12 protein-coding genes are annotated in these 24,645 nt (G+C 38.3%); 5 read left to right on the top strand and 7 right to left on the bottom strand.

What is annotated here, in order from left to right:
* Positions 1 to 192 precede the first annotated feature (192 nt).
* Complete coding sequence (locus tag H6G06_RS26005; RefSeq protein ID WP_422387068.1) at positions 193 to 1,197, top strand: tyrosine-type recombinase/integrase; 1,005 nt, start codon at positions 193 to 195, stop codon at positions 1,195 to 1,197.
* 142 nt (positions 1,198 to 1,339) lie between these two features.
* Here the strand turns inward: H6G06_RS26005 and H6G06_RS26000 are convergent, their stop codons facing one another.
* The 5 genes from H6G06_RS26000 to H6G06_RS25980 form a co-directional block, all read right to left on the bottom strand.
* Positions 1,340 to 1,762 (bottom strand): type II toxin-antitoxin system VapC family toxin, encoded by a 423-nt coding sequence (locus tag H6G06_RS26000; RefSeq protein ID WP_190564950.1) that lies wholly within the window; start codon positions 1,760 to 1,762, stop codon positions 1,340 to 1,342.
* Complete coding sequence (locus tag H6G06_RS25995; protein WP_190564949.1) at positions 1,759 to 1,992, bottom strand: hypothetical protein; 234 nt, start codon at positions 1,990 to 1,992, stop codon at positions 1,759 to 1,761. The genes H6G06_RS26000 and H6G06_RS25995 overlap by 4 nt, the downstream gene beginning before the upstream one ends.
* A gap of 95 nt (positions 1,993 to 2,087) precedes the next feature.
* Positions 2,088 to 2,384, bottom strand: a complete 297-nt coding sequence (locus tag H6G06_RS25990; protein WP_242027466.1) for a WYL domain-containing protein — start codon at positions 2,382 to 2,384, stop codon at positions 2,088 to 2,090.
* Between the two features lie 75 nt (positions 2,385 to 2,459).
* Positions 2,460 to 5,741, bottom strand: coding sequence for a helicase-related protein (locus tag H6G06_RS25985; RefSeq protein ID WP_190564948.1), 3,282 nt, complete (start codon positions 5,739 to 5,741; stop codon positions 2,460 to 2,462).
* 111 nt (positions 5,742 to 5,852) lie between these two features.
* Positions 5,853 to 13,016: a sigma-70 family RNA polymerase sigma factor gene (locus H6G06_RS25980; RefSeq protein ID WP_190564947.1), complete on the bottom strand. Its 7,164-nt coding sequence runs from the start codon at positions 13,014 to 13,016 to the stop codon at positions 5,853 to 5,855.
* Between the two features lie 999 nt (positions 13,017 to 14,015).
* Here H6G06_RS25980 and H6G06_RS25975 point away from each other — a divergent pair.
* The 4 genes from H6G06_RS25975 to H6G06_RS25960 are packed head-to-tail and all read left to right on the top strand — an operon-like array spanning position 14,016 to position 21,037.
* Positions 14,016 to 15,053 (top strand): hypothetical protein, encoded by a 1,038-nt coding sequence (locus H6G06_RS25975; RefSeq protein ID WP_190564946.1) that lies wholly within the window; start codon positions 14,016 to 14,018, stop codon positions 15,051 to 15,053.
* A complete protein-coding gene (locus tag H6G06_RS25970) occupies positions 15,050 to 16,840 on the top strand; it encodes an ATP-binding protein (protein WP_190564945.1) in 1,791 nt (596 codons plus the stop codon). Before H6G06_RS25975 ends, H6G06_RS25970 begins: the two co-directional genes overlap by 4 nt.
* Positions 16,841 to 16,851: 11 nt before the next feature.
* On the top strand, positions 16,852 to 18,033 hold the full coding sequence (locus tag H6G06_RS25965) for an exonuclease SbcCD subunit D (RefSeq protein ID WP_190564944.1): 1,182 nt from the start codon (positions 16,852 to 16,854) through the stop codon (positions 18,031 to 18,033).
* On the top strand, positions 18,020 to 21,037 hold the full coding sequence (locus H6G06_RS25960; protein ID WP_190564943.1) for an AAA family ATPase: 3,018 nt from the start codon (positions 18,020 to 18,022) through the stop codon (positions 21,035 to 21,037). The genes H6G06_RS25965 and H6G06_RS25960 overlap by 14 nt, the downstream gene beginning before the upstream one ends.
* A gap of 55 nt (positions 21,038 to 21,092) precedes the next feature.
* Here the strand turns inward: H6G06_RS25960 and H6G06_RS25955 are convergent, their stop codons facing one another.
* Both H6G06_RS25955 and mobV read right to left on the bottom strand, forming a co-directional pair.
* The gene (locus H6G06_RS25955) at positions 21,093 to 21,827 is read right to left on the bottom strand and encodes a P-loop NTPase family protein (protein ID WP_190564942.1); all 735 of its coding nucleotides are present in this window, start codon (positions 21,825 to 21,827) and stop codon (positions 21,093 to 21,095) included.
* 418 nt (positions 21,828 to 22,245) lie between these two features.
* Entirely contained in the window at positions 22,246 to 24,318 is a 2,073-nt protein-coding gene (mobV, locus tag H6G06_RS25950) for a MobV family relaxase (RefSeq protein ID WP_190564941.1), read from the bottom strand.
* Between the last annotated feature and the right edge of the window lie 327 nt (positions 24,319 to 24,645).

Raw genomic sequence — 24,645 nt, 5'->3', positions numbered from 1 at the left:
TATATCAGTTATTAACCCAATTGCTCGACATATTTTGCTAAAACGGCTCACATAGAGTCATACTTTTGAGCCTAAAAAGGTAGAGAGAAAAGGTGTTCTCGCAACACAACTTAATTTTCCGGCTCTCTTTTGTAACAATTGGTTGAAGAACAGCAGCATTTTAGGGAAGATAAATGACAAAGCAGCTGTTTAATGACCGTGAACAACAATGCGATGGGCGATGCCGCGCCAGAGGCAATCGCAAATTCCAATTTTTCAAAAGAATCACTGGCGTTAACAGAGCCAGTACCTATCACCATGCACCCGGCTCTTGTATATCTGGCTTCTCTGGGTGAGGGTTCTCGGCGGACAATGCGGGAGGCACTAAATGCGATCGCCCGCCTGTTAACCAATGATAGTTGTGATGCTCAAACTTTGGACTGGGCAAAGTTGCGATATCAGCATACGGCAGCAGTGAGGTCAGTGCTGATGGAAAAATACAGTCCAGCAATGGCAAATAAAATGTTGTGTGCGCTGCGGCGGGTGTTGCAGGAAGCATGGCGGTTGGGGTTAATGTCTACCGAGGACTATGGCCGGGCTACTGATATTCAGTCTGTGCGGGGTAAAAGTTTACTCAAGGGACGGGCGCTGGATGGAGAAGAAATTGCTGCCCTGTGGGAGAATTGTATTCAAGATAACTCGAATTTAGGGGCGAGGGATGCGGCGCTGTTGGCAATTTTGACGGTGGGATTGCGGCGTTCTGAGGTAACACATCTTGATTTGAGCGATTTAAAATCGCGCAGTCGGTCGCTGACGATACGGGAAGCTAAGGGACGCAGGGAGCGAATTGTTTACTTACCAGAAGCGGGTGTCCGGGCGGTGCAGGATTGGTTGCTGGTTCGGGGTAAGGAAGCGGGTCCTTTATTTTATCCGTTGGATAAGGGGAATAAAGTTATCCAACGGCGGATGAGTGAGCAGGGGGTACTGCGGGCATTGCAGCGCCGAGGGGAAGCTGCGGGTGTGGAAGAAGGGTTTACACCGCATGATTTCCGCAGGACTTTTATTAGTGATTTGTTGGATGGGGGTGCAGATATTGTTACGGTATCCAAGCTGGCTGGTCATGCGTCAACTAATACTACGAGTAAGTATGATAGGCGCGGGGAAGATGCGAAGAAACGGGCGATTGATTTATTAAATGTGCCTTACAAGAGGCGTTAGAATAACGTGAGTTCGGGATAAGCTAAAACCCTGATTATTTCATAGGATGAAAAGTCTATTCTCTCGTTGAGTAACTCCAAAAAGGGATTGAGCCGAACTGAGGTTAGAATAATGAATCCTAAATTGGTTGAAAATTTCCCATTTAGAAATTCCAAGGATTAATAATTACAACTTCAGTACCAGCAAAATCTTTTTCGTTACGGGTAACAAGTGTGAGAGAATTTTGTAATGCGGTGGCGGCAATGAGAGAATCCATAGCGGGTAAAGGTCGTCCATTTTGTTCTAATTCTGCAACTAGATTTCCCCATAACACCATTGTGGCAATATCCAGACCTAAAATTCTGTTTTCAAAGCGATGGGGTAGGATGGAATTTAACCATTTTGTTAGAGATTCTTTGCGTTTAGATACAGGAAGTTTACTGATACCTTTAGCAATTTCACCAATTGTAATTACACTCAAGTAAAGTGTTTCTGGAAGTTGGGCATCTAGCCAGTTTAAAACTTGTTGATTTGGTTGTTTAGTAATAGTTTCAGAAATTAAGCAAGTATCAAGAAGATAAGTCATGGGATAAAACTATCACGCGGTAAACTGGTATCTCTACTAAGGTCTAATTCTTCAGCTACTTCAGCTAAAGGAGATTGACGAAAAAATTCTGAAAGTTTACTAGGTTGTTCTGGAAGGGTTTTGTTATTTTTATCTTCCATAGTTAGGCTTTGTGCTAGTAGCTGGATAATGTAAAGTTTATCATTGGGGGAAAGTTGAAGAAGTTGTTTTTCAAGTTCTGGAATAACCATATTTTTATTTAGGCAGGGGATAATTTAATTTTAGTTTTTGGTGGGAAATACTCTGCACTCGGAACCCTCTTCATTTACAGGATTTTTGGAACTAACTAAATTATACCTAAACAATCTATAGGGCTAACATCGAAAATTTTATCTAGTCTGAAAATCAAATTTTGGTCGATATTAGGCCAATAGTCAAATCGGTAAGAACGCCAGTCAGGTACAAATGCAAATAAGTAGAGAGTGCCGTCATGGAGTCTTAATTCTGAGCGGTCAATATCCCAGATGCGTGCTTGTCCTGGTTTGCTTTGATAGCGAATGGTATAGCGACATTGTTGTTGAAAGCGTTCTTGGAGTTGGGAAACGATGGTATCTAAATTGGCGTAAATAGAAGGTTCGTGCAACCAGGGGCAACCTTGTAAAATTTTGTAAAAATAACCCTTTATTTAGCCTAAGCGGACACCCAGGTAGCAGGCTCATTATTCTGGTTTAAACCACTGGTAACAAACAAGCTGAATATCCTCTTCCTTAATCACTGTTGATGGGTTGAATTCTGCCTCTTCATCAATTTCGTGATATTGGTCTTGTTCAACAAAGAACTCATCTAGTTCAAAAACCAGAGCATTTAAGTCTTTTTTCTGAGCGAATTTTTCCCAAATTAGTTTCAAGTCCCGCTCGTAGATACGAAGGTTAACTGTGGTAATAACTTTTAATATTCGTCGCTTCGCTTCTTGGTATAACGCGTCTTCATCTATAGGATTAAACTGAATCAAAGCTTGATGAATTTTTTGTAAAGGCTTACTAAGTTTAGGCTTTAAAATATTGCTAGTTTCTTGCTTTCTGAACAATGTCATTAAGTTGCAGACAGCAGCATCCAAAACATCAAAGATAGAGTCATCAAACTTCGCTGGCAGCAGTTGTTCTGGAGGGGGAAAGTCATTAGCTTTACACTTGAGCCAGTTAAAGATTTGAAGCTTATTGGTAATTATTTTGTCTGGATTGAAAGAAATCACACCGTTAATACGGGAATAAAAGTGCCAGAAGTGTTCATCTTTAGCACGAAACGCTAGAAATATTCCCCCGTTTTCGGCTTCAGGAATATAGAAATGGCGTGTGCTGTGAATGCCTAGTGGGATTTCTTCTGCTGCTTGCTCACCTTCTAGCTGGAAAAATTCTAATAAAGGCAAACGCATTTCATCCAATGACACCAAATCGGCTGTTTGCTCAAGTTCCTCTAGGATTGCTTCTTTATCCGCATCACTAATTGCTTTCTTAAGTCGATATAATTCTTCCAATGATTTTTCGGAAATTATTTCTCCTAAAACGCTGCCATCCAATCCCACATTCTCACCAATCATGGCAATCCGAGCTTGCAATCGTGCTACCAATCCCAGTAAAGCCTCTAAACCTTCTTCTGGAAAGCAGTTATAAATAAACAGTTCTTCATAGTTAGTACCCAAACGGTCAATTCGACCGGCACGCTGAATCATTCGCACTGGATTCCAATGCAGATCATAATTAACTAAAACACCAGCATCTTGTAAATTTTGACCTTCCGATAGAACGTCAGTACAGATAAGAATATCAATTTCTTGACTTTGTAAATTTTGCTGATCATCCTCACTTTGACCATTTGCCTTGGGTGCGAAACGCTTAACTTTTTCTTCCCTTTGTTTGCCAGGAGTTTCACCAGTGATTTTATCAATTGTAGGCTTTCGACCATCTATCGCCATCGCCTTTAACCAGTCTTGATCTGAAAGTAACTGGTTGTATAAATAATCGGCTGTATCTTTGAAATAGCTGAAAACAAGAACTTTCTGTCCCTTAAGTTCTGTAGACAAAACTTGTTTGAATGCTGTTAGCTTGCAATCATAATCCCTTCCTAGTTCTACATCTTTTCTAATTTGTAAAAGTGTATTCATAATCCCATTGAGAATACCCAGGTCAGATTTAATCTGTGATTGTAATTTTTCAATGTGGTAGTCTTGAGGCTCTATTTCATTTAAAGAATCGATTAAATCTTCTACTGAACTGCTCTCCTCTTCATCTGTCTCTGCGGTTAAAATTTTGCGAAAATTATGGCTATCTAGAAGTTTGCCTTGTTGTAGCAAGCTAAAAAACCTTTCTTGAAAATTCCTCTGATTGCGTATACTGCTTTCAAAAGCAATCAGCGAACTTTCTAAACGCTTCAGATAAAGTGATTTCATTAGGGCAACAAGAGCATCATTGCGCTTTACCTCATCTTCTTCTTGCTTGTTTTTCTGCTTCTTAAAGCCTTTGATGTTATAAGGGGCTAGGTGCAACTCGTCAATTTGATTAGCAATCCCGGCATAAAACCCTTGAAAGCTTGCCTCAAAATTATAGGTAAACTGCTGTAATTTGCGTTTTGGGAAGCGAATCTTTTGACCAGCAATGTAAATTTCTTCACCAGCTAACTGTCGTTTTATTACATCTTGGCGAGAACGTCTTACCATTGTTTGGAACAATAGTTCAGTAATTTCCTCTTCACCTTTCGCCAAGGCTTTAAAGTAAGTTTTGAGATGGGGTATTCCATATTTTCGATAATATGTTTCTGTACTACATGGCAGCAATAAAATTTGATGGTAAAGGTCATAAATACTGGTATTGATTGGCGTTGCAGTTAATAGCAACACTCGCTTACTTCGCTTACCGCTGCCAAGGAGCTTTTGTAAATTTCGATATCGGTTTGTTGCACTATTACGAAAGTTATGTGACTCATCTACAACAATGATGTCATACTTGTTGTAGCGGCGGAGGTCGAAGGTTTTACGGCTAATTTCCTCTTGGGAAACCACGTCAGCTTTAATTCCGTACTCATCCAGCTTTTTCCGCCACACCAAATCCCGCAACTGGGCTGGACATACCACTAGTGCGCGAGGCACATAACCGGGTTGTCTGTCTTTGATCAGGTAGTGGTCAAGCACCCGCAAACCTATGTAAGTCTTACCTAAACCCACAGCATCTGCCACTATACAGCCCCGGTGGCGTTCCAGTAACCTGACTGCCCGCTCAAAGCCTTCCTGTTGGAAATTAGCTAATTCTAGGCTTGTGCGAATGTCCCCCTCTGGTAAGGAATCTTCTTTGAAAAGTTCATAAAGTGCTTTTAAAAATACCTGATAGGGTGTGTAAGGTTTACTGCCAAACTTTGAAGCATTTAAAGCATCAATTAGTTTGGCTTTATAACCTTGGTCTACACTTTTGTCATTCCAGAATTTCTCAAACCACTGGCTACGAAGGTCTTGGGCGATTACTGTTATTTTATTTAATACATTTAACTCTGTGTTCCCCCTCAATCCAGCAGGAGTAAAGTTGCTAGAACCGATAATGCTATAATTATCAAATATATAGGCTTTAGCGTGGAGAAATTGCACACCTTCACCAATCACTCCATAAAGTCTAACTTGAATATGGTCTTGCTGTAAGTATTCAATCAAACGGTCAATCTGCTGCTTATATTTAAGCTTGTATTTCTCAGACTCTAGCTGCTTCTGGACATCAAGCCGAAAGTATCGTGACAGGTCAATGCGATCTCTTTCTGCGGGTCGAATTGTGGGGTCACGACCAATGAGCAAGCGTAGGTTTGTTAAGGTCTTGAAAGCTTGTTCTAGAGATATCCACGCTTCAATACGGAAATATCCAGTAGCAATGTCTAGGTTTGTTTGGCTCTCATTTAAAATAAGTTCTTTCAAAACCTCTTCAAGTGTCTTTTGATTATTGTCTATATAATCTGGGAGTGCCATGATTTACGAACTTTTATATTTTGACAAGTTAACCATAAATACAGGACAATCCTCCGCATAACTATTTCAAGGATTGTCCACACTATGCAAATCAATTGCTGCTTCTGGATATTAATCTTCCATAGCTTCGAGGAGACGACCAACTACTGGTGCAATACGCCAGTATTCTTGATGTTCTTTTTTCTTACGTACAGGAATGACTAGATTTAGTAGGTCTGCCCAAAGTAAAACTTTTCTCACAATATCTGGTTGAATATCATCGTTTAAATCTACTAATTCATCAGTAGAAATGCTATCTTCCGGAGTTTGACACCAATCAGCTAAAGCTCGTAATACCTTCTTTTGTTCGTAGCGGTCAATTCCTAATTGTACAGTAATAAAGTCTCTTGCCTCTTGCCAGTCATTAAACGATTCTTTTAATCCTTCTAGATGAAGCTCCCAGTTGTGTAGATGAGATTGAGAATGGTGATAAAACCTGTAAATAAGTGCTGGCCAATTTCCCGTCACGGCGGTAATTTTTTCACGGGAATCTTGATCACTCGGATAATTGCAATCTTCTAGCCATTGTCGTAGTGTAACATCATGCCAAGGTTTTAAAGTCAAATTAGTTAGACTATTCAAGGCATTAAAATCCGTGTGTTTATTGTTTAATAATTGCCACAAGTTTTGAGGAGTAGCCACAAAAACTAACTGCACAAAAGAAGTTTGTGATCTTAATCTTTTAATTTGCTCTCTTGCTTCTTGAACCCAATGATGATTCCAGGAACAAATTGCGGATATAACAATCAGGGTTATACAATCTTGTGGGCGTTTACTTATTCGCAACTTTAGACGTTGAGCAAAATCTTCTTGAGAAAACAGATCCTCCCAATAGTAATAGGAATATTCGTTCTTTTTACTCAAAACTGATTCTAGATACAGCTTTAAATCTTCAAGTCCTGCTGCTAAAGTTCCAGATATAATAGAGACTCCATTTTCAGGAGATAACAGTTTTGATTCCTGTTGGGCGGTTAAGGGACTGCGCTGAAAATTGTCCTTGATACCAATAACTGAACGAAAATTAGAAGGCTCATATTCTAGGGGTAATTCCCGATGTTGTAAAAGTGTGGCTTCAATTTCCTCCTGAGTTCCCATTAACAACAATACATTGCGACTTCTCAAGGTGAAACTACCTGTATTAGTTCTACGTAAAACCCCTAATCCCTCCATTTCTTCTAGCAAAACCTGAATTTCATCTAATGATAAACCTTGGAAACCTTCATACCACCAAGTAAGCACTTCATTTCTAATCCAAGAAACATTAAATCCATTTACCATTCCTTTGTCACTGTTGATAGAACTAAAGGCAATGGCATAAGCAATTACTGCGTATCGCTGATCTAGTTGTAAAGTCAACAGAAATCGATCTAGGATAGCTTTACGCAAGTCTTGATTATTGTAAGCATCATCAACTTGCTGCGAAGTAATTACATAAGGTGGACTATCTTTAGTATTGAAATTTGCAACATCAGGGTTGGTAACGTGCTTGAGAAGTTGTTGACAATAAAGCTGTATAAGGCTGGGATAATAGTTAGTTTGGGACAGAATTCGTGTTACCAAATCAGGAGATTCAAAGCGATAACCTACGCTGGCAAATGGTCGTTCAATTAAAGCTCTTGCTTCTCGCATTTCGCCATTCTTTAACAATGGTCCAATACAAATGGGAGTGCCAAAGTGAGCCAAAGGATGGTTGACTTGTTTTGTGGTTCGCAGCACGTTATGTAATCCAGCGAAAACTACTTTAAAACGTCGGTTTGTCTCCAACATTAATCTTCTCAATTCATCGCATCGAGGAAAACCTTCTTTGCTGTCTGCTTCCAAAAAATTATCTGCCTCATCCAACAACAGTAAAATGTGTCTTTGGTTGTTCAGTTCTAACCAGCTTTTAATTTGCTGTAAAGTTTTGGAGTTGGGAAGATTACGCCGCTTGGCATCGAAGATATTCATTTCCTCCAACTTACTAATAATACAAGACCAAATTTCATCTAGTGGTTTCTCTGCTCCAACTTGTTTAATATCTAAAAATCCCGCTCTATATTCCTGATTGAGAGCGTTAAAATCTCTCTGAACGTAACGCAGTAAAACTGTTTTACCTAATTGCCGTCCTCCATAAATTAAACAAGATCCCATTGGGTGAATTATGGATTGCCGTTCTTGTTCCCGCCCATAAAACATCTCAGGAACAAACTCACTTGCTGTAGTCGTATAAGGTTCTAGAAAAGTGAAGGGTAAGGTACAGTCAAATAATACTGGTAAACGTACCCCTCTTTCTCCGCACAGATACAACATAACAATATCATCTATGACAATAAAAGTGCGGCGACGCTCCCGACTCAAACGAGCTAAGTCTCTGCGTTTTTTTTCTGTCATTCGTCCAAAATGGAACACAAGAACTGGGCAACCATGAGACGTATCCCCAATAGCATTGAGAATTTCTTCTTCTGATGGCCTATGCCAGACACAGAGAATACGATAGTTACCGTTTGCTTTTGAACCAAAAGCGGGAACAGGACAACTATTTTTCTCTTGAATTGGTTTAGTAGTAATATTAATCCAAGTGTAATTATCTTTTTGTTTAATATTGATATTTCCTGTATTAAAACCTAGATTGCTCAGAATTGTGCGAACATCTTCTTCTGAATCTGCTTTCTTAGCTGTCTTAGTTTTAAACCAAGATTCAAGCATTTCAGAAGCTTTTTTTGCTTGAGCGCCTGGTACTTGTTGCATATGCAATAGCCCAATATTTCTGCTCTTAGAAATATTCAAAATTATCTCACGTCTAGCTGTTCGATTAAGATCAGCAGGTTCAAGTTCTTTTTCTAGAGAAGTATAATTCTCCTTATTAAAGAAGTCTTTAAAAACCTCTCTCCGATTTTCTACTTCAGGTATTTGCCTATTTTGCTGCACCATGTTTATATATTCATTGGCAGTGAATATATCACCTTTATCTAATACACCGCTAATTCGATCACATACAGTATTATCTAGACCTATTTTGTCAATCAATTCTTTCAATTCTTTTCTCTTCTCATCAATTTCTTGTTGGCGTTTAGTATTAATTTCGTCACTTATCTTTTGCAGATGAGATATATTTGCCCCAAATCTTAAGGTTTTTGGTATAGCAGTTTCTATGCTTTCAATATCTGCTACATAGTCTAATCTATCATTTTCATTAATGACACCTAAAGCTACATTAGCTTCTAGTAATTTCCGAGTATTATTGACAGCTTGCTTTAATTCTTGCTGACAATTCTTAATCTGTATTTCTCTTTGTTTTTGGAGTTCATCACTATCAATAGATGTTTCTGTATATACTTGCAGAAACTCAATAATTCTCTCTGTAGCTTCGTGGTCTTTATTTTCAATTCGTGAATTAAAAGCTTGTTTCCAGCTAAAATTATTTTGTGTAACCAGATTAATAATTTCTTGCGCTAATAATTCTGGTTTTTTAATTTCTGGTTGCCAGTCAGAGTCCATTAATAGTGAAGGAATTTTCAGCAATTCAGCATGAAGTAGATACTTAATCTCCGGTTCTAATGCTCGTAAGGACTTGGTTTCTTCAAAAAGATCACGAATATCCTCTACTGCTGTTCTACAATAATCAATACCTGCTGTTAATAAAACTGAGGAATTTTTATGGTAAAAAACATTTAGTTCTTCTAACACAGTTTGATGAAGATTTGCCAGTTCTTTCTGCAATTGTTGAGCTTGATTATAAGCATAATCATTACTTTTGATTGTGTTTGATTCTTGCAGTCTAATCCATTCATCCACGAAATTAACTGCTTTGCGAACCTGTTGGCGAATTTTACTGAGAGTTCTACCTGTGATAGCATCACTACTTGCTCTCAAAAGACCAATTTCCCTCTGTGTCCGATTGACTTCTTCATTAATCTGAGTTTCATTGGATAATCGTTGCATATTTTGTTTGGCAATATCCAACTTGCTCACATCATTTTGCCTAACAGGAAGTAGCAGAGAATGAATAAGTTGATTGGGCTGAAGCCACTGATTCCAAACTGCCTTAGCTGTGTCATAGGACATGGTTAAAACTTGAGCTTGAGACCACCAATTTTCAACTTCCTGACGCAAAGCAGCTAATTCATTTTCCCATACTGTTTGGCTGATAACTTTTTTGATAGCTGTTATATCTAAAGCCAAACGTTGGTTTCCGTATTTGGCAATAATTTGGCAATATTTATAGAGTTGATTTAAACCTTCTCCCAACCGAAGAGAGTGTAAAATTACCGCAGCGTTGGTATTTGGTGCAAGTAAAGCTGGACGCAATGTAGCAGTAACTAATAATAAACTAATTGCTTGATTCCATTCATTATCTTCATCTACAAAACAGTCGTCATTAAAGTTGGTAAAATCACTTTTAATATTATTAGCGATTTGTCCTAATTCTAATCCGGCATCATAACGTACATGAAGACCTAAAATTGCCCCACGAATTATCTTTGAAGGTAAATGTGGGTGAAATTTAGGGTAGATAGTTTCTAAGCAGTGTGCTAAATGATAAGCAAGGCTCTGTTTTTTGTCTCTTAGTAAATGCCAAATTTTTTGACGTTGTTCCAGTAACTCTTGATTGGCATGATCATTAGTGGCTGTAATATTTTTTGGTTCTATATCCTTTGATGTAGGTTGATATTGAGGTTCTATGTCTTCTTTGACATCTGGTTCTACAAATGCCTTTTGATGAGTGTGAACTTGGGTTAATATCGGATTTTCAATTTTCTGTTCAAGTTTATTTTCAGCAGGTTCTTCAGGAATTATCGTTAATGTTTCGATAGGTTGGGAATTTACTATAATTTGATGCTCAGGTAATGCAATTTCTAGCTGTGCATATCCTTCATTTGACTCTTCTTTTGCTTTTTGATTTACCTCTAATCTTGCTGCTGGAGAAGACTTTAAGCTAGAGGTTTCTTCATCTACTTCAGTGCTAAAATTTAAAGGTAATTCTGGGATGGATTCCTCTCGGATTATAAGTCCTCCTGTTAATGCTGCTAAAGCTAGAGGCATCCCTAAACCTTGAGTTACAGTAGACCGTAATTCTTCCAACCGTTGATAGTCTGCGGACTCGCGAACCTCAATCAAGGTAACTAATTTCGAGAATGGATGATTACCATCTGCTAAACTTTGAATCTCTGAATTTTCATAACTTTGTGATTGTGAAATTACTTTATAAAGTTCTTGGGCTTTTACCCGACAATCTTTTAAAGGGTGAAAATCATTATCTATTTGATGGGATATTGCCAATACTCGCTGTAAAACTCTCAAAGCGTCAGAGCGTAATTTCTCAAGTTTCAACTTTTCATTTTCTGAATCTGTAATAGTTTGTATCAAGTCTTTGATGTCTGTCAGAGAAGAAATTGTATCAGTGTTTGCCTGGGAAGATATTTGAGAACGTTTTGCTAATTCCAGTGTGATATTTTGCAACTGTATAAAATCTTTTTGGCATTGATTTAGTTGTAAAATTAAATCTTCGGCTAAAGGAATACCAGGATTTTGCAGTGCTTTAGCTGCTTTAATTAATTGCTCAGATAGTTGATGAAATGTCTGTTCTAAAGAAGCAAATTGTTCGGTTAAATTGGTAGAATTAATTTCCATGATTTGATTTTCTTGGGTGAGATGGATTTGTATATCAACAGTCTGTAATTTATTATTTACATTGGCATCTTTGAGGTTTTCTATATTGGATGAAACACTCGATAAAACCAATGGGCTGGTGAGAGATTGAGAGATTTTATGTTCATCAATAAATTCCTGTTTTATCCTTTTTCTTGGTTGTGACAGTCGTAAGGTATTTAATGTTTTGTTGACAATTTGGCGAACCCGTTCACGACTTATGTTAATTTTACGGCCAATTTCTGCTAAATTTTTTTCATAGCCATCATCTAAACCATAACGCATTTCCAAAATTTTACGTTCACGAGGTTTGAGTATTTCTAAAAAACTTTCTAATTCATCTATTAAAAAACTTTTCAGCATCCAATCTTCTGGTGTATCTCCAGAAGACTCAATAATGTCTACTAATATAGTATCCTCTTCAGTACCAATTGGCGTATCTAAGGAAGTTGTTGGTAAAGTATATTTAATCAGAGATTGTAAATTTTCATCTGTCATTCCTAAAGTAGCAGCAATTTCTTTTTGTTTAGGAATACGGCCTATTTCTTGAGTAAGTAACTTAGCTGTTTTCTTCACTAAGGAAATTTTTTCCCATAGATGAACAGGTAGACGAATAGTACGAGATTGATTAGCTATTGCTATTCGTATCATCTGTTTTATCCACCAAGTGGCATAAGTTGATAGTTTATTACCTTTGGTATAATCAAATTTTTCAACTGCTTTAATTAATCCTAAATTTCCTTCTTGAATTAAATCTAGAAGTTCTAATCCCCGATTTGTATAGTTTTTAGCAATTGAGAATACTAGCCGCAAGTTTGCCTGTACCAGCTGGTTTTTAGCTAATTTACCATAATATATGCGCTGACTTAGTGCTAAGGTAGATATGCCAATTTTTGAAGCAATTTCTTCCTCTTGTGGAGGTCTATGAAGTTGTTTTTCAAGTTTTTTTATAATCTTCTGTATTTCTTCTAATTGCGCTACTTGGCGAGCTAAAATAATCTCTTCATCTGGTTTTAAAAGTTTAATTCGACCAATTTTTTGTAAATACCAACCAACTGTATCTTGAAATTCATATTTTTTTGATGGTTCTTTAAAGTTGAGTGCTTCATGCTGAAGGCGGTGAAGTGTTTGTGGATTAAGTAGCCGAGCGGCTATTTTTTCTAATCGGTTGAGGTCATAATAATTAGGATCAGCAATATTAATTAAATATTTCTGAATATTGACCTTTAAATCCATCTGAGTATTGAGCTGGTAGTGAGGACTAACAAGCATCAACTGTTTATAATCTTTTGTGGCTAACAACAAAAAAGAAGAATCACGTTGACAAATACTGTTAGCGATCGCCTGCATTCTATGGGTAACAGCATTAAAAGAAGTCCACTCATAAGGATGTAGCTGAAACAAAATCACCTGTAACTCTGCATTTCCTTGATTTGCAATTAAGTAGACCTGATTTACAGCTTGAACGCTGCGCTCTGACAGTTCCAAAAGCTCAACATCTAACATTTGGCAAACGACGTTGTAGCCGAGCTTTTGGAATAGTGCTGCGACTTGTTCTGGGGTATTTGCGTTTTTTAAATCATCTAGCAGCAGCAGGCGATCAGGCATCTCACCAAATAAAAATAATTTCAGTTAATTAATTGCGTACAGGGAAATACTTCGCCACAAACCCTACCGTTATCTTTAGGCACGTCTGTAGTATCCCCTATGTCATACAGTGATCAAGGGCAACGGTTTGGTATAACCGTTAATAAGCGTTGTTAACTGTAAAGCAAGTGGCTCGCAGCTAATTTAAAATTTCTCCCATGCCAACTCTGTCAATAACCGAAGAACAGCAAAACAAGATTGCCAACTAATAGCTGGTTGATTATTAGCAGTCTTGTGATAAATATTTAGTTTGTAAGCTCTTAAACACTATATATTAATACATTTATTATACCTGCAATCATAGCCTCTCTAAAATAAAAAAATAACAGTGATTTTACTGGAATAAAGTCGGTAAACTTATGCCTCAACTGCTCTGAAATACTTTACTACATTTAGTGGATGTATTTTTTATACAAAAATTTATTGCAAATTGTTTTACTACGGAACAATAGAGACAAAAATCTTCAAAGTGGTTTAATTCTTACTCTGCTTGGCTTAATATGATATGCACAAGATCATTTTTATTGACAAAATGAGTGAAAGCGTTTCAAAACCACAGATTTAACTGTTTTAAATTATACAGATACAACCATGTATTCCAGCATAGAAATGGCGCGAAGACCACCAGGAAAAAAATGCACAATTGTCATTGCGTAGGTGTAGCCTTCCCGCAGGGTATGGAAAGGAGCGAAATGAATCAATCTAAAAGTCATTGCAGAGGGTAGGAGCGCCCGACGGAGGCAATCGCAATAAGTAGTTTTTATTGTTTGGAACACTTTAAGTCTTGCTAAGTAAGCATAAAAACGTGCGTGTGTAACTTATTCAACGACGATGCTTTGGGTAAGCGTGGAAACTTTGATAGAATAATGGGATTTTTTATCACATCAGGCGTAAATTGGTATTATTGGTTTATAACTGGTAATGTTAAAAACACACTATTTCTAAGCAACCCACAAAGTAATGCATGAGGAGAATTATGTAAGTAACTTCTGGCGATCGCATAACTTTCGCCTCGAACCTTGGGGTAATGACTACGAGCCGCCAATTCAAATCAGCGAAGAAATTGCGCTTTCAGAAAGTGATGTTAACCCTACAGTAGAGACTGATAATTGGGATAGTTTTGAGTCTCAAGATCCGCGATCGCTACCTAATCGCCTGATCTTTACCGACGGGCGGAGAAGGCTAGATGCTGCACTTGTCGGTGGCGATGGCAACACAATAACCTACGGTGTATTTGGCACAATTGCTGTAGGTGCTGTAGTAGTGGATAGAACTATTCCCAAAGCCAGTTATCTACTAGAACCGGAAATTGATATTCATCGAGTTGTGGGTTTCGGTGGCGAACAAGAAGCTGTATCAACACCCATTCCTTGCCCTTTGGGAAGCAAAGCCGAATTACTCTATAAAGCTGTTAAAAGCAATCAACCTAATACCCCTGAAGCACGAGGTGCAATTGTCCAAAATGCCATGTTAGCCGCAGAGGAACAGCTAGTAGGCAAACTAAATATAAAAGATACAGATACCTTGGTAATTCGTGATGGATCATTGCGATATGAATCACCCATTTTTACCTTGGGCTATGTTAAGACAATGCACAGACAATACCTGCCTGAAAAATATGCTGCTTTGCTATGGAAATTGTTGCCAGGACAGCGCACACCTATTTTTGAAATTAAAGATAGATCCCAGTATTCATGGTATTTAAAATCTGGTAGTTCTCAACATTTTAATAAACAACTTGGCTATCACGATTTACATGGTATTGTCCGGCTGGAGTTATCTATAAAAAATGGCATAGACAGAGCAACAGAAATAGCAAATCAAACTTGCTATTTAATCCCCTATTACGCTTCTCATCCATCAAGAGATCCTCGCGCCCCACAAAACCTTGCACCTGTTGGTGCTTTGGAACGGGAATTAGGTAGACGTATGGGAGATGCAACATTAATTAAGCGGCGATTACAAAACTTTTTGGCATCTTTTGGAGGTAATAAATGACATCTTCTGAAGCTATTGGTTATGTACTTGGTACTCAAGAAGCTACTCCTTTGGAATTTTGGATAGCAGTAGACTCGCAAAAAGTATTGCGCCTAGATGATGTTATAGAAGTGGAAACTCATCGTCCTGATAATAACAGGAAAGTTCACTTTTATGGCGTAGTTGACTATGTTCGCACTCAATATGAAGGAGCGCAGTTTGATACTGATACTTTATTAGTAGCGAAAAAGGGGACTTTACCCGTCAATATTTCTTATACTGCTCACGTTCAAGTCACAAGAATTGAACCAGAAGAATATTTACCTCCACAACCAGGAGATCCGGTGAAGTTAGCTGTAGATAAGCAACTAGCATCGGCTTTATATTTTGACAGCATGGATACCCCGATTCCGGCTGGTATTATGAATAATGGTAATGCAGCTTATTTTAACTATTCATTTATTAATGGCGAGAAAGGCGCTCATGTGAATATCTCTGGTGTTTCTGGAGTTGCCACCAAAACATCTTATGCTTTGTTCTTGTTATATTCTATTTTCAATTCTCCTGTTTTAGGTTCTTATAAAGCTAATACCAAAGCACTAATTTTTAATGTCAAAGGAGAGGATTTATTCTTTTTAGACAAGCTCAATCAAATTTATGGTGATTCGATAAGTGACCAGAATAAAAATAAATATGAAAACTTAAATAAAAATAAATATGAAATCTTAAAATTACCCATACAACCTTTTAAAAGTACAAGTTTTCGGGCTGCACCTAAAAAAGATTCCCGGACAATTGACGCGGATTTAGAACAGCGTTATGAGGGAATATCAGTTTATTTGTGGAGTATACGGGAATTGTGCCGGGAACGTTTATTTCGCTTCTTGTTCACTGGAGAAGATTTAGATAGGGGTAATTTATCTTATCTAGTGACAACAGTAGAAGAAAGATTAGCACGACTAGCAGAAGAAAATGATGATAGTGATAAAAAGCGACGGCGAAAAATTCAAGCGCATTTAGAAGTAGAAGCGTTTGGGGAAGATAGCAAAACACAAATTAAGACTTTTAGAGATTTAATCGACTTTTTAGAAGATAAACTTCTCAATGATGAAGATAGAGAAGAAAACAGACGTTGGTTAGGACGAAATGCCTCAGCTACAGCCGAAGCAATGATTCGGCGTTTATACGGTATTAGTAGTGAAGTTAGCCATTTAATTCGGGGTGATTTATCACCGGATGAGGTTGCTAAATATCAACTTAATCCTTTAGCTTCAGATGCTCAATTAACTGTCACTGATATTCATAAACTTACCGCCCGCGCTCAAAAATTTGTTGTGGGTGTTTTACTCCAAAAGCTATTTTTTGAAAAAGAAAAGCAAGGCAGAGAACCTGTCATTTTTATCGTTTTGGATGAATTAAACAAATATGCTCCCCGCGATGGACGTAGCCCCATCAAAGACTTGCTGGTAGACATTGCAGAACGGGGACGCTCATTAGGAATTATCTTGATTGGCGCACAGCAAACAGCATCAGAAGTAGAACGTCGAGTTGTGGGACAAGCGGCTATTCGTGTTGTGGGAAGATTAGATTCAGCAGAAGCAGAACGCCCTGAATACAACTTTTTGACTGGTTCTTGTCGCAAACGAGCTTTATTTCTGAAATCTGGCACAATGTTTGTCCATCAGCCAGAAGTTCCCGCCCCAATTTTAGTTAATTTCCCTTTCCCTACCTATGCTACACGCAAAGAAGAAGTGTTTTTAAGCCCAGCCGAAATTGCTGATATTGAAGCTGATTTTGACCGTTTTTAAGAGGAATAATTATGCGTTTAATTCATACATCTGACTGGCATTTAGGGCGGAATCTCAAAGGAAAGGAGCGGACTTCAGAAATTGAATTTGCCCTGAAAGAACTTTTAGTAAAAGCCAAAGAATTAGAAGTTGATGCGGTATTAATCGCAGGTGATATTTTTGAAACTCCTAATCCTCCAGCAGAAGCTGAACGAGTTGCTTATCAGTTTTTTCAGGGGTTGCAAGCAGCAAAAATTCCCGCAGTTGCAATTGCTGGTAATCATGATTCTGCTTCTCGTTTTGACGGTATAGCTAATCTTTTATCTTTAGCAAATGTGCATATCTTGGGACAACCTCGCTCAGTCAAACAAGGAGGTTTAATTACCCTAGAAACTCCTAATGGTAAACTGCGCGTAGCTGCTATGCCTTTTGCTTCAGAAAGACGACTGTTAACAGTTGAAAATCTGTGGGCAATGGACGAATTGCAACAAATAAGTAACTATAAAGAAAGGCTAGGTAAATGTCTTAATAATTTAGCCAGTGGTTTTCACGATGATAGTGTAAATATTCTCATGGCTCACCTGACTATTGATGGTGCTAGATTAGCCAATTCGGAAAAAAGTTATCACACCAAAGAAACCTATGCTTTAGCTGGACAAAGCCTACCTAATGCTCAATATATTGCCCTTGGACATATTCATAAACCTCAACGAATTTCTGCTGCATCTCCTACTTATTATTGTGGTTCTTTGATTCAAGTAGACTTTGGTGAAGCTGGGGAAGATAAGGGATTTTATTTAATTGATGTTGAGCCTGGTTTACCTGCAAAAAAACCAGAGTTTATATCTATTCCCTGTCAAAAACCTTTGCAAATAGTGGAATGTGAATTGAGTAATTATGAAGAAAAATTAGAACCATACCGTGATTATTCGGGATACCTGAAGGTAACTATTAATTTGCCAACACCGCCAATAGGATTAGCTGATAAAATTCGCAAAATTTGTGGGGAAAAAGTGCTGCACATTGAGCCACTTTATCCAATAAAAAATACATCTAATCAGGAGAAATCTGGAAAAAGTGAAGATTTTGAACCAGTAGAGGAATTTAAACGCTACTTTCAAGAAGAATTAAATACTATTCCTACTCCTGGTGTTGTAGCAAAGTTTGAGGAACTATATAACCAAATTAAGGAAACCCAAGATGCGACCACTTGAACTAAGTTTAGAAGGTTTTACTAGTTTTCGTCATCAGTCCAAAATTAATTTTGAAAATCTGGAATTATTTGCGATTACTGGACAAACTGGTGCGGGTAAATCGTCTTTATTGGATGCAATGACTTTAGCACTTTATGGTAAAGTTGCCAGATTTACTGGTAAAACTCAACCCAAAGAATTATTAAGTCAGGGTAGCGTCAAGTTACAAGTTTCATTACGGTTTTTAGTCGATGGCATTGAATATCAAGTTTTGCGTTCATGGTTATATCGTGCGAAAACAGCACAGACTTTTTTCAAACTACAAAAACTGATTAATGGTAATTGGGAAAATTTGGGAGAACAGAAAGAAGCAGAAATTAATGCGGCTATTGAAAAAATTTTGCAGATGAATTTTGAGACTTTCACAAAAGTTATCCTTCTACCTCAAGGACAATTTGATAAATTTCTCAAAGGAGAAGCTTCTAAACGTCGAGAAATTTTACGTCAATTAACAGGCTACCAAATTTTTGCAGATATGCGCTCACAGGCTGAGAAGCAAGCTAATATTCTTGAAGGTGAATGTAATTCTCTGCAACAACAACTTAATGGTTTAGAATTACCATCAGATATAGAATTAAATTCTCGACGGGAAAGATATAAATTAATAGCAAAAGAACTGCCGCGATTAAATCAAGAGATTGAAAATGCGAAAGCAGTTTTAGAAACAGAAAAAAAATTATTGCAACGGCTGGAAGATTTAGCAAATAGACAACAGAAGCTTGAACAATTACATCAATACATTCCCGAAATAAACCGTATTAAACATCAGTTAGAAACAGCGAGGATTTGTGACCGATTATCAGCTATCTGGACATCAGTAAATTCGGCTCGTAGTCGTTATTATAAAACTCAAGTAGCTGCTGAAAATGCTGCTGAAGATTTAATTAAAAAACAATCTGCTTTACAAATTCAAGCAGATAATTTGCAGGCAGTAAAAGCCTATCAAGCTGAGATTGCACCACAACTAAAACAGCGAGAACAAGCTCTCAATGATGCGAAAATTTATGAACAACAACGTCGTGAAATTAATCAGGAAGTAAAGCGGTTAGAAAATATATTAGTAGAAAAAACAAAGCTGATAAATGAAGTAGAAAAATCTGTCAAACAGGCTGAAACAGAATTACAATCTAAAAATAAAATATTGGTTACAGCTAATAATCAACTTGCTGAATATTCCCCTGGTGGTTTAAGACTTGAGCAACTTAATCAAGTCATACCTTTACTAATTAAATGGGAACAAATTGACAAACAAGTTGGGAGTGAACGCTCGAAGTTAGAAAAAATCACTCAAGACTTAAAAACGGCTGAAGATGATTGTCAAACTACTAATTTAATTTTGCAAGACGCTAAAGCAGAACTATTAAAAGCCCGTGCAGAATTAAACACAGCCAGACAACAAAATCATGCTGCTGCTATCCGAGCTTTGCTACATACAGGTGATGAATGTCTAGTTTGCGGTGGTGTTTATCCAGAGGTTCATTTATTACCACAAATAGAATCTTCTCTTGATATCAAAGCATTAGAAAAATATGAAATTGCTGCTGATAAAAAGCACCAAAAAGCGGCTAATGCAAAAATTCAATCGGAAACAACTAGAGATAATCTGAAAAAACAAGAAGTTGAAACTTTACAAGAGTTATCAGACAAGGAAAATGAGCTTGCAGCAGAAACAAAAAAAATTGTTGCAATCTTAAAAACAGATACATGGGAAGTCAAATTAATTCAAAATGAACACAAAATATTGCAAGCCAAAGATGCTAAATATCAAGAATGTTTAGAACAAAAAAATAAAGCAGATACCGAAGTTAAATCAAGTGAACAAAATTTAAAATTTGCTAAAGATAAGTTATCTTATACCCAAACCCAGTATCAAGATGCAGCTACTGAAGTGGAACGTCAAAAAACAAAACTTTTAGAAATTTCCAACACTGTTTTTCAACTTACTGGTGGTGAGTCTTATGAGAATTTATGGCAAAAACTAGAAAAAGATCAACAAGATTTAGAAAATCGGCTTCAGCAGGTAAACGCATCTTACAAAACTGCGAATGATGAATTCATTCAAGCTCAACAAAATGAAGCAAAAGCAAGAGAATATTTTGATTTAGCAGCCACTGAAAAGTCACAAATAGAGACTAATTGGCAAAATTCTTTGTTGTCAGAAAATTTGACAGAAGTAGTATTTGAGGAAAGTAAAACCTCACCAGAAATGCAAGATAAATTGCAGCAACAGATTACAGAACATGACACTGAAAAGCTGAGGCTAGAAACTCTAATTCAGCAAGATAAAAAGGAAATTGGTGATCAAACCATAACTCCAGAAATAATTCATCAGCATGGAGAAACTATTATTCAAGCTGATACTAAACTTCAGGAAACACAAGCAGAATACAATGATTTAAAATTTTGGATTACTCAAGTTGAACAGCAGCGAAAACAGCTACAACAATTCCAACTGCAACTAGCTAACAAACAAAAAGAATTAGAAACTTATCGTATATTATCCAAAGAGTTAAAATCGGATCGTTTTCAAGCCTATATTCTCCAACATTTTGAGCAGGAGTTAGTAGAACAAGCAACAGTGTTTCTGCGAGAACTTACAGAACAGCGATATGCCTTAAAATATGACGATAAAGAATACTATGTAGAAGATAATTGGAGTGGTGGCGAAACAAGACGGGTACAGACACTATCAGGTGGTGAAACCTTTGCGACTTCTTTATCCCTGGCTTTAGCACTCTCAGAAAAGCTATCAAGAGGAGCTAAGTTAGGCAGTCTGTTTATAGATGAGGGATTTGGAACATTAGATGCTGAAACTCTGCAAAGTGTCTCAAGTATATTACAATCTTTGGGTCAGCAGGACAAATTAGTGGGCGTAATTACTCATGTTCCTGCTTTGGGAGAAGAATTAGGAACGCAAATCAAAGTAGAAAAGTTTCCAGAAGGCTCTCGGATTATTATGGCGTAAACTGAAGAAAGCGGCAATTGTCAAACTCACCACTTTTCCCCCCCCCTTTTAGAGTTCATCCCTTCTCTACTAAGAAATTATTAACCGCAGGTTGACCCACATTCCATACTTGCGCCTTGCCAATTTCTTCGTAAGCTTTTTTAAGAAAACTATGCAAACGCTGCTGACCCAAAATACCCAACTCAGCAGTTAAGAAAGCTTGAGAAAAGTTGATCCGGGTTGCAGCAAGTAAATCCCGCTCTCGATAGCTAAATTTAGGAAAGTTAATTACAGGTACTTTTTGAGCTTGAATTAACTCTTGTAAATCCTCTCTTTCATCTACGTGTTTCCAGTCATCGCATAGACCAAAATTGCGAACAAAGACGTGCTTAATTTTGCCTTCAAAGTGGTTTAAAGATTGAATCAATAACTGGATGCTATCATATCCACCATTGCCAACAAACCACTTGCAGATATCAACTTTATGCTGAGTTCCCATTTCAAGTATTTGATTGCGCTCAATCCAATCATTCACTGCTTTAGTTACGTGAGCAGGTAAATTGACAATCACAGGATTTGTTAGTGCTAAGTTAAAAATTGCATCAGCAGCATAAACTTTACGTTCTGATTCACTAAAAACTGCTGTTTGGGTATTTTCTGGGTAAAATACACCCACATCTGGGTTACTTGGGTCAGCTTCTACCAGCACGTATGGCAGTTGTTTATCAAGACAATATTGCACCATGACTCGTGCAAATAATGACTTACCTACTCCACCTTTTTCTCCATCAATAAAGTGAATTGTTGCCATTTTTCTAATTCCTTCTTGTTAAATTGAGGTCAGCCATAACTTGGAAAGTTGTCAGTTGAGCATACACTCACTTTAATTGCTTGTTTCAGTAGTTACCATCATCCAAGTGGCTATTAAATTTTTATCCAAGTGGCTAATTTCTCAGCTTTGATGTCAAGGGCAAGATTTATTTAAATGCTATTTTCTGCGCTGCTTCACCAGTCCACAGGCTAACAAGACTAATCTAGCGGCCACATAACTTAAGTTCACAGCAATATCACAGTTTCAGCAGATTGGTCTGACGCATGACGAGGGCGAAGATGTAAGGTGATTTCCGTATCAAAAGGTAAGTTTTATTTCCACTGGGGTTTTGTCTAGACATGGTGTAGACGATAATGCAGAAAGAATTGATATCAGTTTTTAAAAGCAGCAATACGGCTCATAACTCCAGTTCAGACTCACGCTTGCGCTCACGCTGTCGCTGTTGCTTTTGGCGTTGTTGTTGATACTCTCGTTCCCTCTGTTGCCACCGTAGCAGTACCAACGATTCCTCATGCCAATTCTGCGCTTGTGGTTTAACTCTAGTCGCTTGGGGCAACAATTCACCTACAACACCAGCCATCTCATCTCCAGCACTGTCGTTATCATAAGCACAAACAACTTCAGGGATATCCTGCAACAAATCCACAGGTAAACTCCTGGGACTATCCACAGTCATGTACATTGTTCTTTCTTCTGGTACTCCTCCTGGTACTCCTCGGTGTCTTTCAACTTCCAACATCGCAAAAGACAGCACATCAAGGGGTGACTTCAACAACACGACTTTTTGGATTTCATCAGTAGGTTGCCCTCCCCATTGCAGGTAAAACCAACCTTCACTGCGTTTTGTACCAATGGCATATCCTGTAAAAGTATTGTCTTCTGCTCTTGTCCCTTGCAAAAATGCACCTTTGGTTTCACCATTGAGGTTTCTCAACAAGAACACAGCATTTTCTTGATCATCAGCATAAACCCACCCCCGCTGATATAATTCTTGCACCAACTCTGTGGGCAATCTCCGTTTCTTAGTTAGATAGTCGTGTACTAAATGCCAGTTCGATTTGTCCGGTACTGGTGGTACAAACTGTGGTTCTTCTTGCTCTTGAATGACCATTTGCGCTTGTTGCCTAGCATAATGAGTAACAGCCCTCTGCATCCCTTCCTCACCAAAGCGGTCATTTAACCAAGCGATAGCTTCTCTAAAATTGCACCCATTAATGTGTTTCACCAACGCCACCGCACCAGTACCAGTAATAGCATCAGGACTAACACTTGTTGTTTGTGTGTTGGCTGTAACATTACCAATTTTTTGAGCATTGGCAGCACTAGCACGAGTTTTTTGAGTATTGACAGCACCAGCAATAGCACCAGTTTTTTGAGTATCAGGTGCAAGGTGACTCCATTGAGAACCATTGATATAGATAATGTGTTCACCCCCTAAAAAGCAGCGATAGCTGCCTATGGCAGTACGCTTTGTGCGTTCAGCTACACTGCGTCGTAAGCGATTGCCTTGGACAGAGGATTCCGCGTCATTTCCCTTGAGAGTGCTGGACTTTACCTTATCACCACTTACAACAGTATGCCCCACATCGCTGCTATTGTCTGGGTCGAATCCCAAATGCCAAGCTACATCTTCTAGGGGCAAATCACTCAATTGTTCAACCTGCTGTTGCAACTGCTCCTTTTGAGCTTCTAGTTCCTTAATCCTTTGTCGCAGAGTCTCATTTTCCTGCACCAACCTTTTAGCAGTGCGCTCCATAGAACTTTTACTCTGCACTGCCCTATCTCGATCTGCTGCCTTAGCCCGCATCTGTGCAATAGTCAGTTCCGAGTTCAAATCCTTTCCTTCCTCAACTATGCGATAAAAATCCTTAATGTCCTGGTGTTTAGCTACACTACCTCGAATCCCACGCTCTAACCCCAGGTGCTGTACTGCTGCAAAGTAGCTTTCTTGAAAATCTCGCATCTTCTGCCGACCATCAAAAAAATGATTGCACCGCAGTTGCCCGTTTTCATCCAGTGGCACAAAATAAGCATGAATGTGGGGTGTTACTTCATCCAAGTGCAATTCAGCCCTGACAATGCGATCGCCTACAGCAGTGCGCTCCGCACAATCGCCATATTCCTTCTCTAACCACTGCTGTGTCGCTGACAACCAATCAGCCAACCTCTCCTCTTCATAATACCCAGCAGCCGAGGGGTCAAGCGGTCGAAAGTAACTAGGAGAAGCAGTCAGCAAAATCTCTACACAGTACACCGCATCAGTGCGAATTTTTCGTTTTTGCTCATACTGCCCAATCTTTGCTAACACCAAATCTTCTAACTTTTCCTCCCTGTCAGTATTGCCTATGAACCTGATATTTTGTTTAGCAGGGTCAGCATTGGGTGTTTCTCTCTGCCTGGAAGTGTGAGCAGCACTCCCAGCAATATTGGCTCGTTTCAATTTTTTCACTCTGGCAATGGCATAAGCCATATCAGAAGCCTCCAAAATCTCAATTTCTCACCAATTCCACATAGGCTGTAATAGCCATCAGTAAGACACTGTGCAGACTCAAACTTATCTGCTTTCCTTTACTGACGAGCAATAAAAACAGCTGTGTCACTCCTTACCAAAGTTAAAAAAGCCATCGTCCGACCGCCGTAAAGACTAAAAAAGCCATCGGCATAACCCCAGCTATGGCTGCGGTGTTGTCGTTGCGATCGCTAAAGAAGCCATCACAAAACCTACTCATAGGCTTTTTGTGCCAAACACAGCCAGTAACTTCCTACAAAAACCACGCTCATTGCAAAAAACCTAAAA

Source organism: Anabaena sphaerica FACHB-251 (genome assembly GCF_014696825.1).
Lineage (GTDB): Bacteria > Cyanobacteriota > Cyanobacteriia > Cyanobacteriales > Nostocaceae > RDYJ01.
The sequence above is the reverse complement of the archived record's forward strand: the minus strand, read 5'-3'. Positions and strand labels throughout refer to the sequence as shown.

What these genes read in the sequence shown, in the direction of transcription:
- H6G06_RS26005 (WP_422387068.1), top strand. Translation starts at nt 193, where the DNA reads ATGACCGTGAACAACAATGCGATGGGCGATGCCGCGCCAGAGGCAATC.
- H6G06_RS26000 (WP_190564950.1), bottom strand. Translation starts at nt 1,762, where the DNA reads ATGACTTATCTTCTTGATACTTGCTTAATTTCTGAAACTATTACTAAA.
- H6G06_RS25995 (WP_190564949.1), bottom strand. Translation starts at nt 1,992, where the DNA reads ATGGTTATTCCAGAACTTGAAAAACAACTTCTTCAACTTTCCCCCAAT.
- H6G06_RS25985 (WP_190564948.1), bottom strand. Translation starts at nt 5,741, where the DNA reads ATGGCACTCCCAGATTATATAGACAATAATCAAAAGACACTTGAAGAG.
- H6G06_RS25980 (WP_190564947.1), bottom strand. Translation starts at nt 13,016, where the DNA reads ATGCCTGATCGCCTGCTGCTGCTAGATGATTTAAAAAACGCAAATACC.
- H6G06_RS25975 (WP_190564946.1), top strand. Translation starts at nt 14,016, where the DNA reads ATGCATGAGGAGAATTATGTAAGTAACTTCTGGCGATCGCATAACTTT.
- H6G06_RS25970 (WP_190564945.1), top strand. Translation starts at nt 15,050, where the DNA reads ATGACATCTTCTGAAGCTATTGGTTATGTACTTGGTACTCAAGAAGCT.
- H6G06_RS25965 (WP_190564944.1), top strand. Translation starts at nt 16,852, where the DNA reads ATGCGTTTAATTCATACATCTGACTGGCATTTAGGGCGGAATCTCAAA.
- H6G06_RS25960 (WP_190564943.1), top strand. Translation starts at nt 18,020, where the DNA reads ATGCGACCACTTGAACTAAGTTTAGAAGGTTTTACTAGTTTTCGTCAT.
- H6G06_RS25955 (WP_190564942.1), bottom strand. Translation starts at nt 21,827, where the DNA reads ATGGCAACAATTCACTTTATTGATGGAGAAAAAGGTGGAGTAGGTAAG.
- mobV (WP_190564941.1), bottom strand. Translation starts at nt 24,318, where the DNA reads ATGGCTTATGCCATTGCCAGAGTGAAAAAATTGAAACGAGCCAATATT.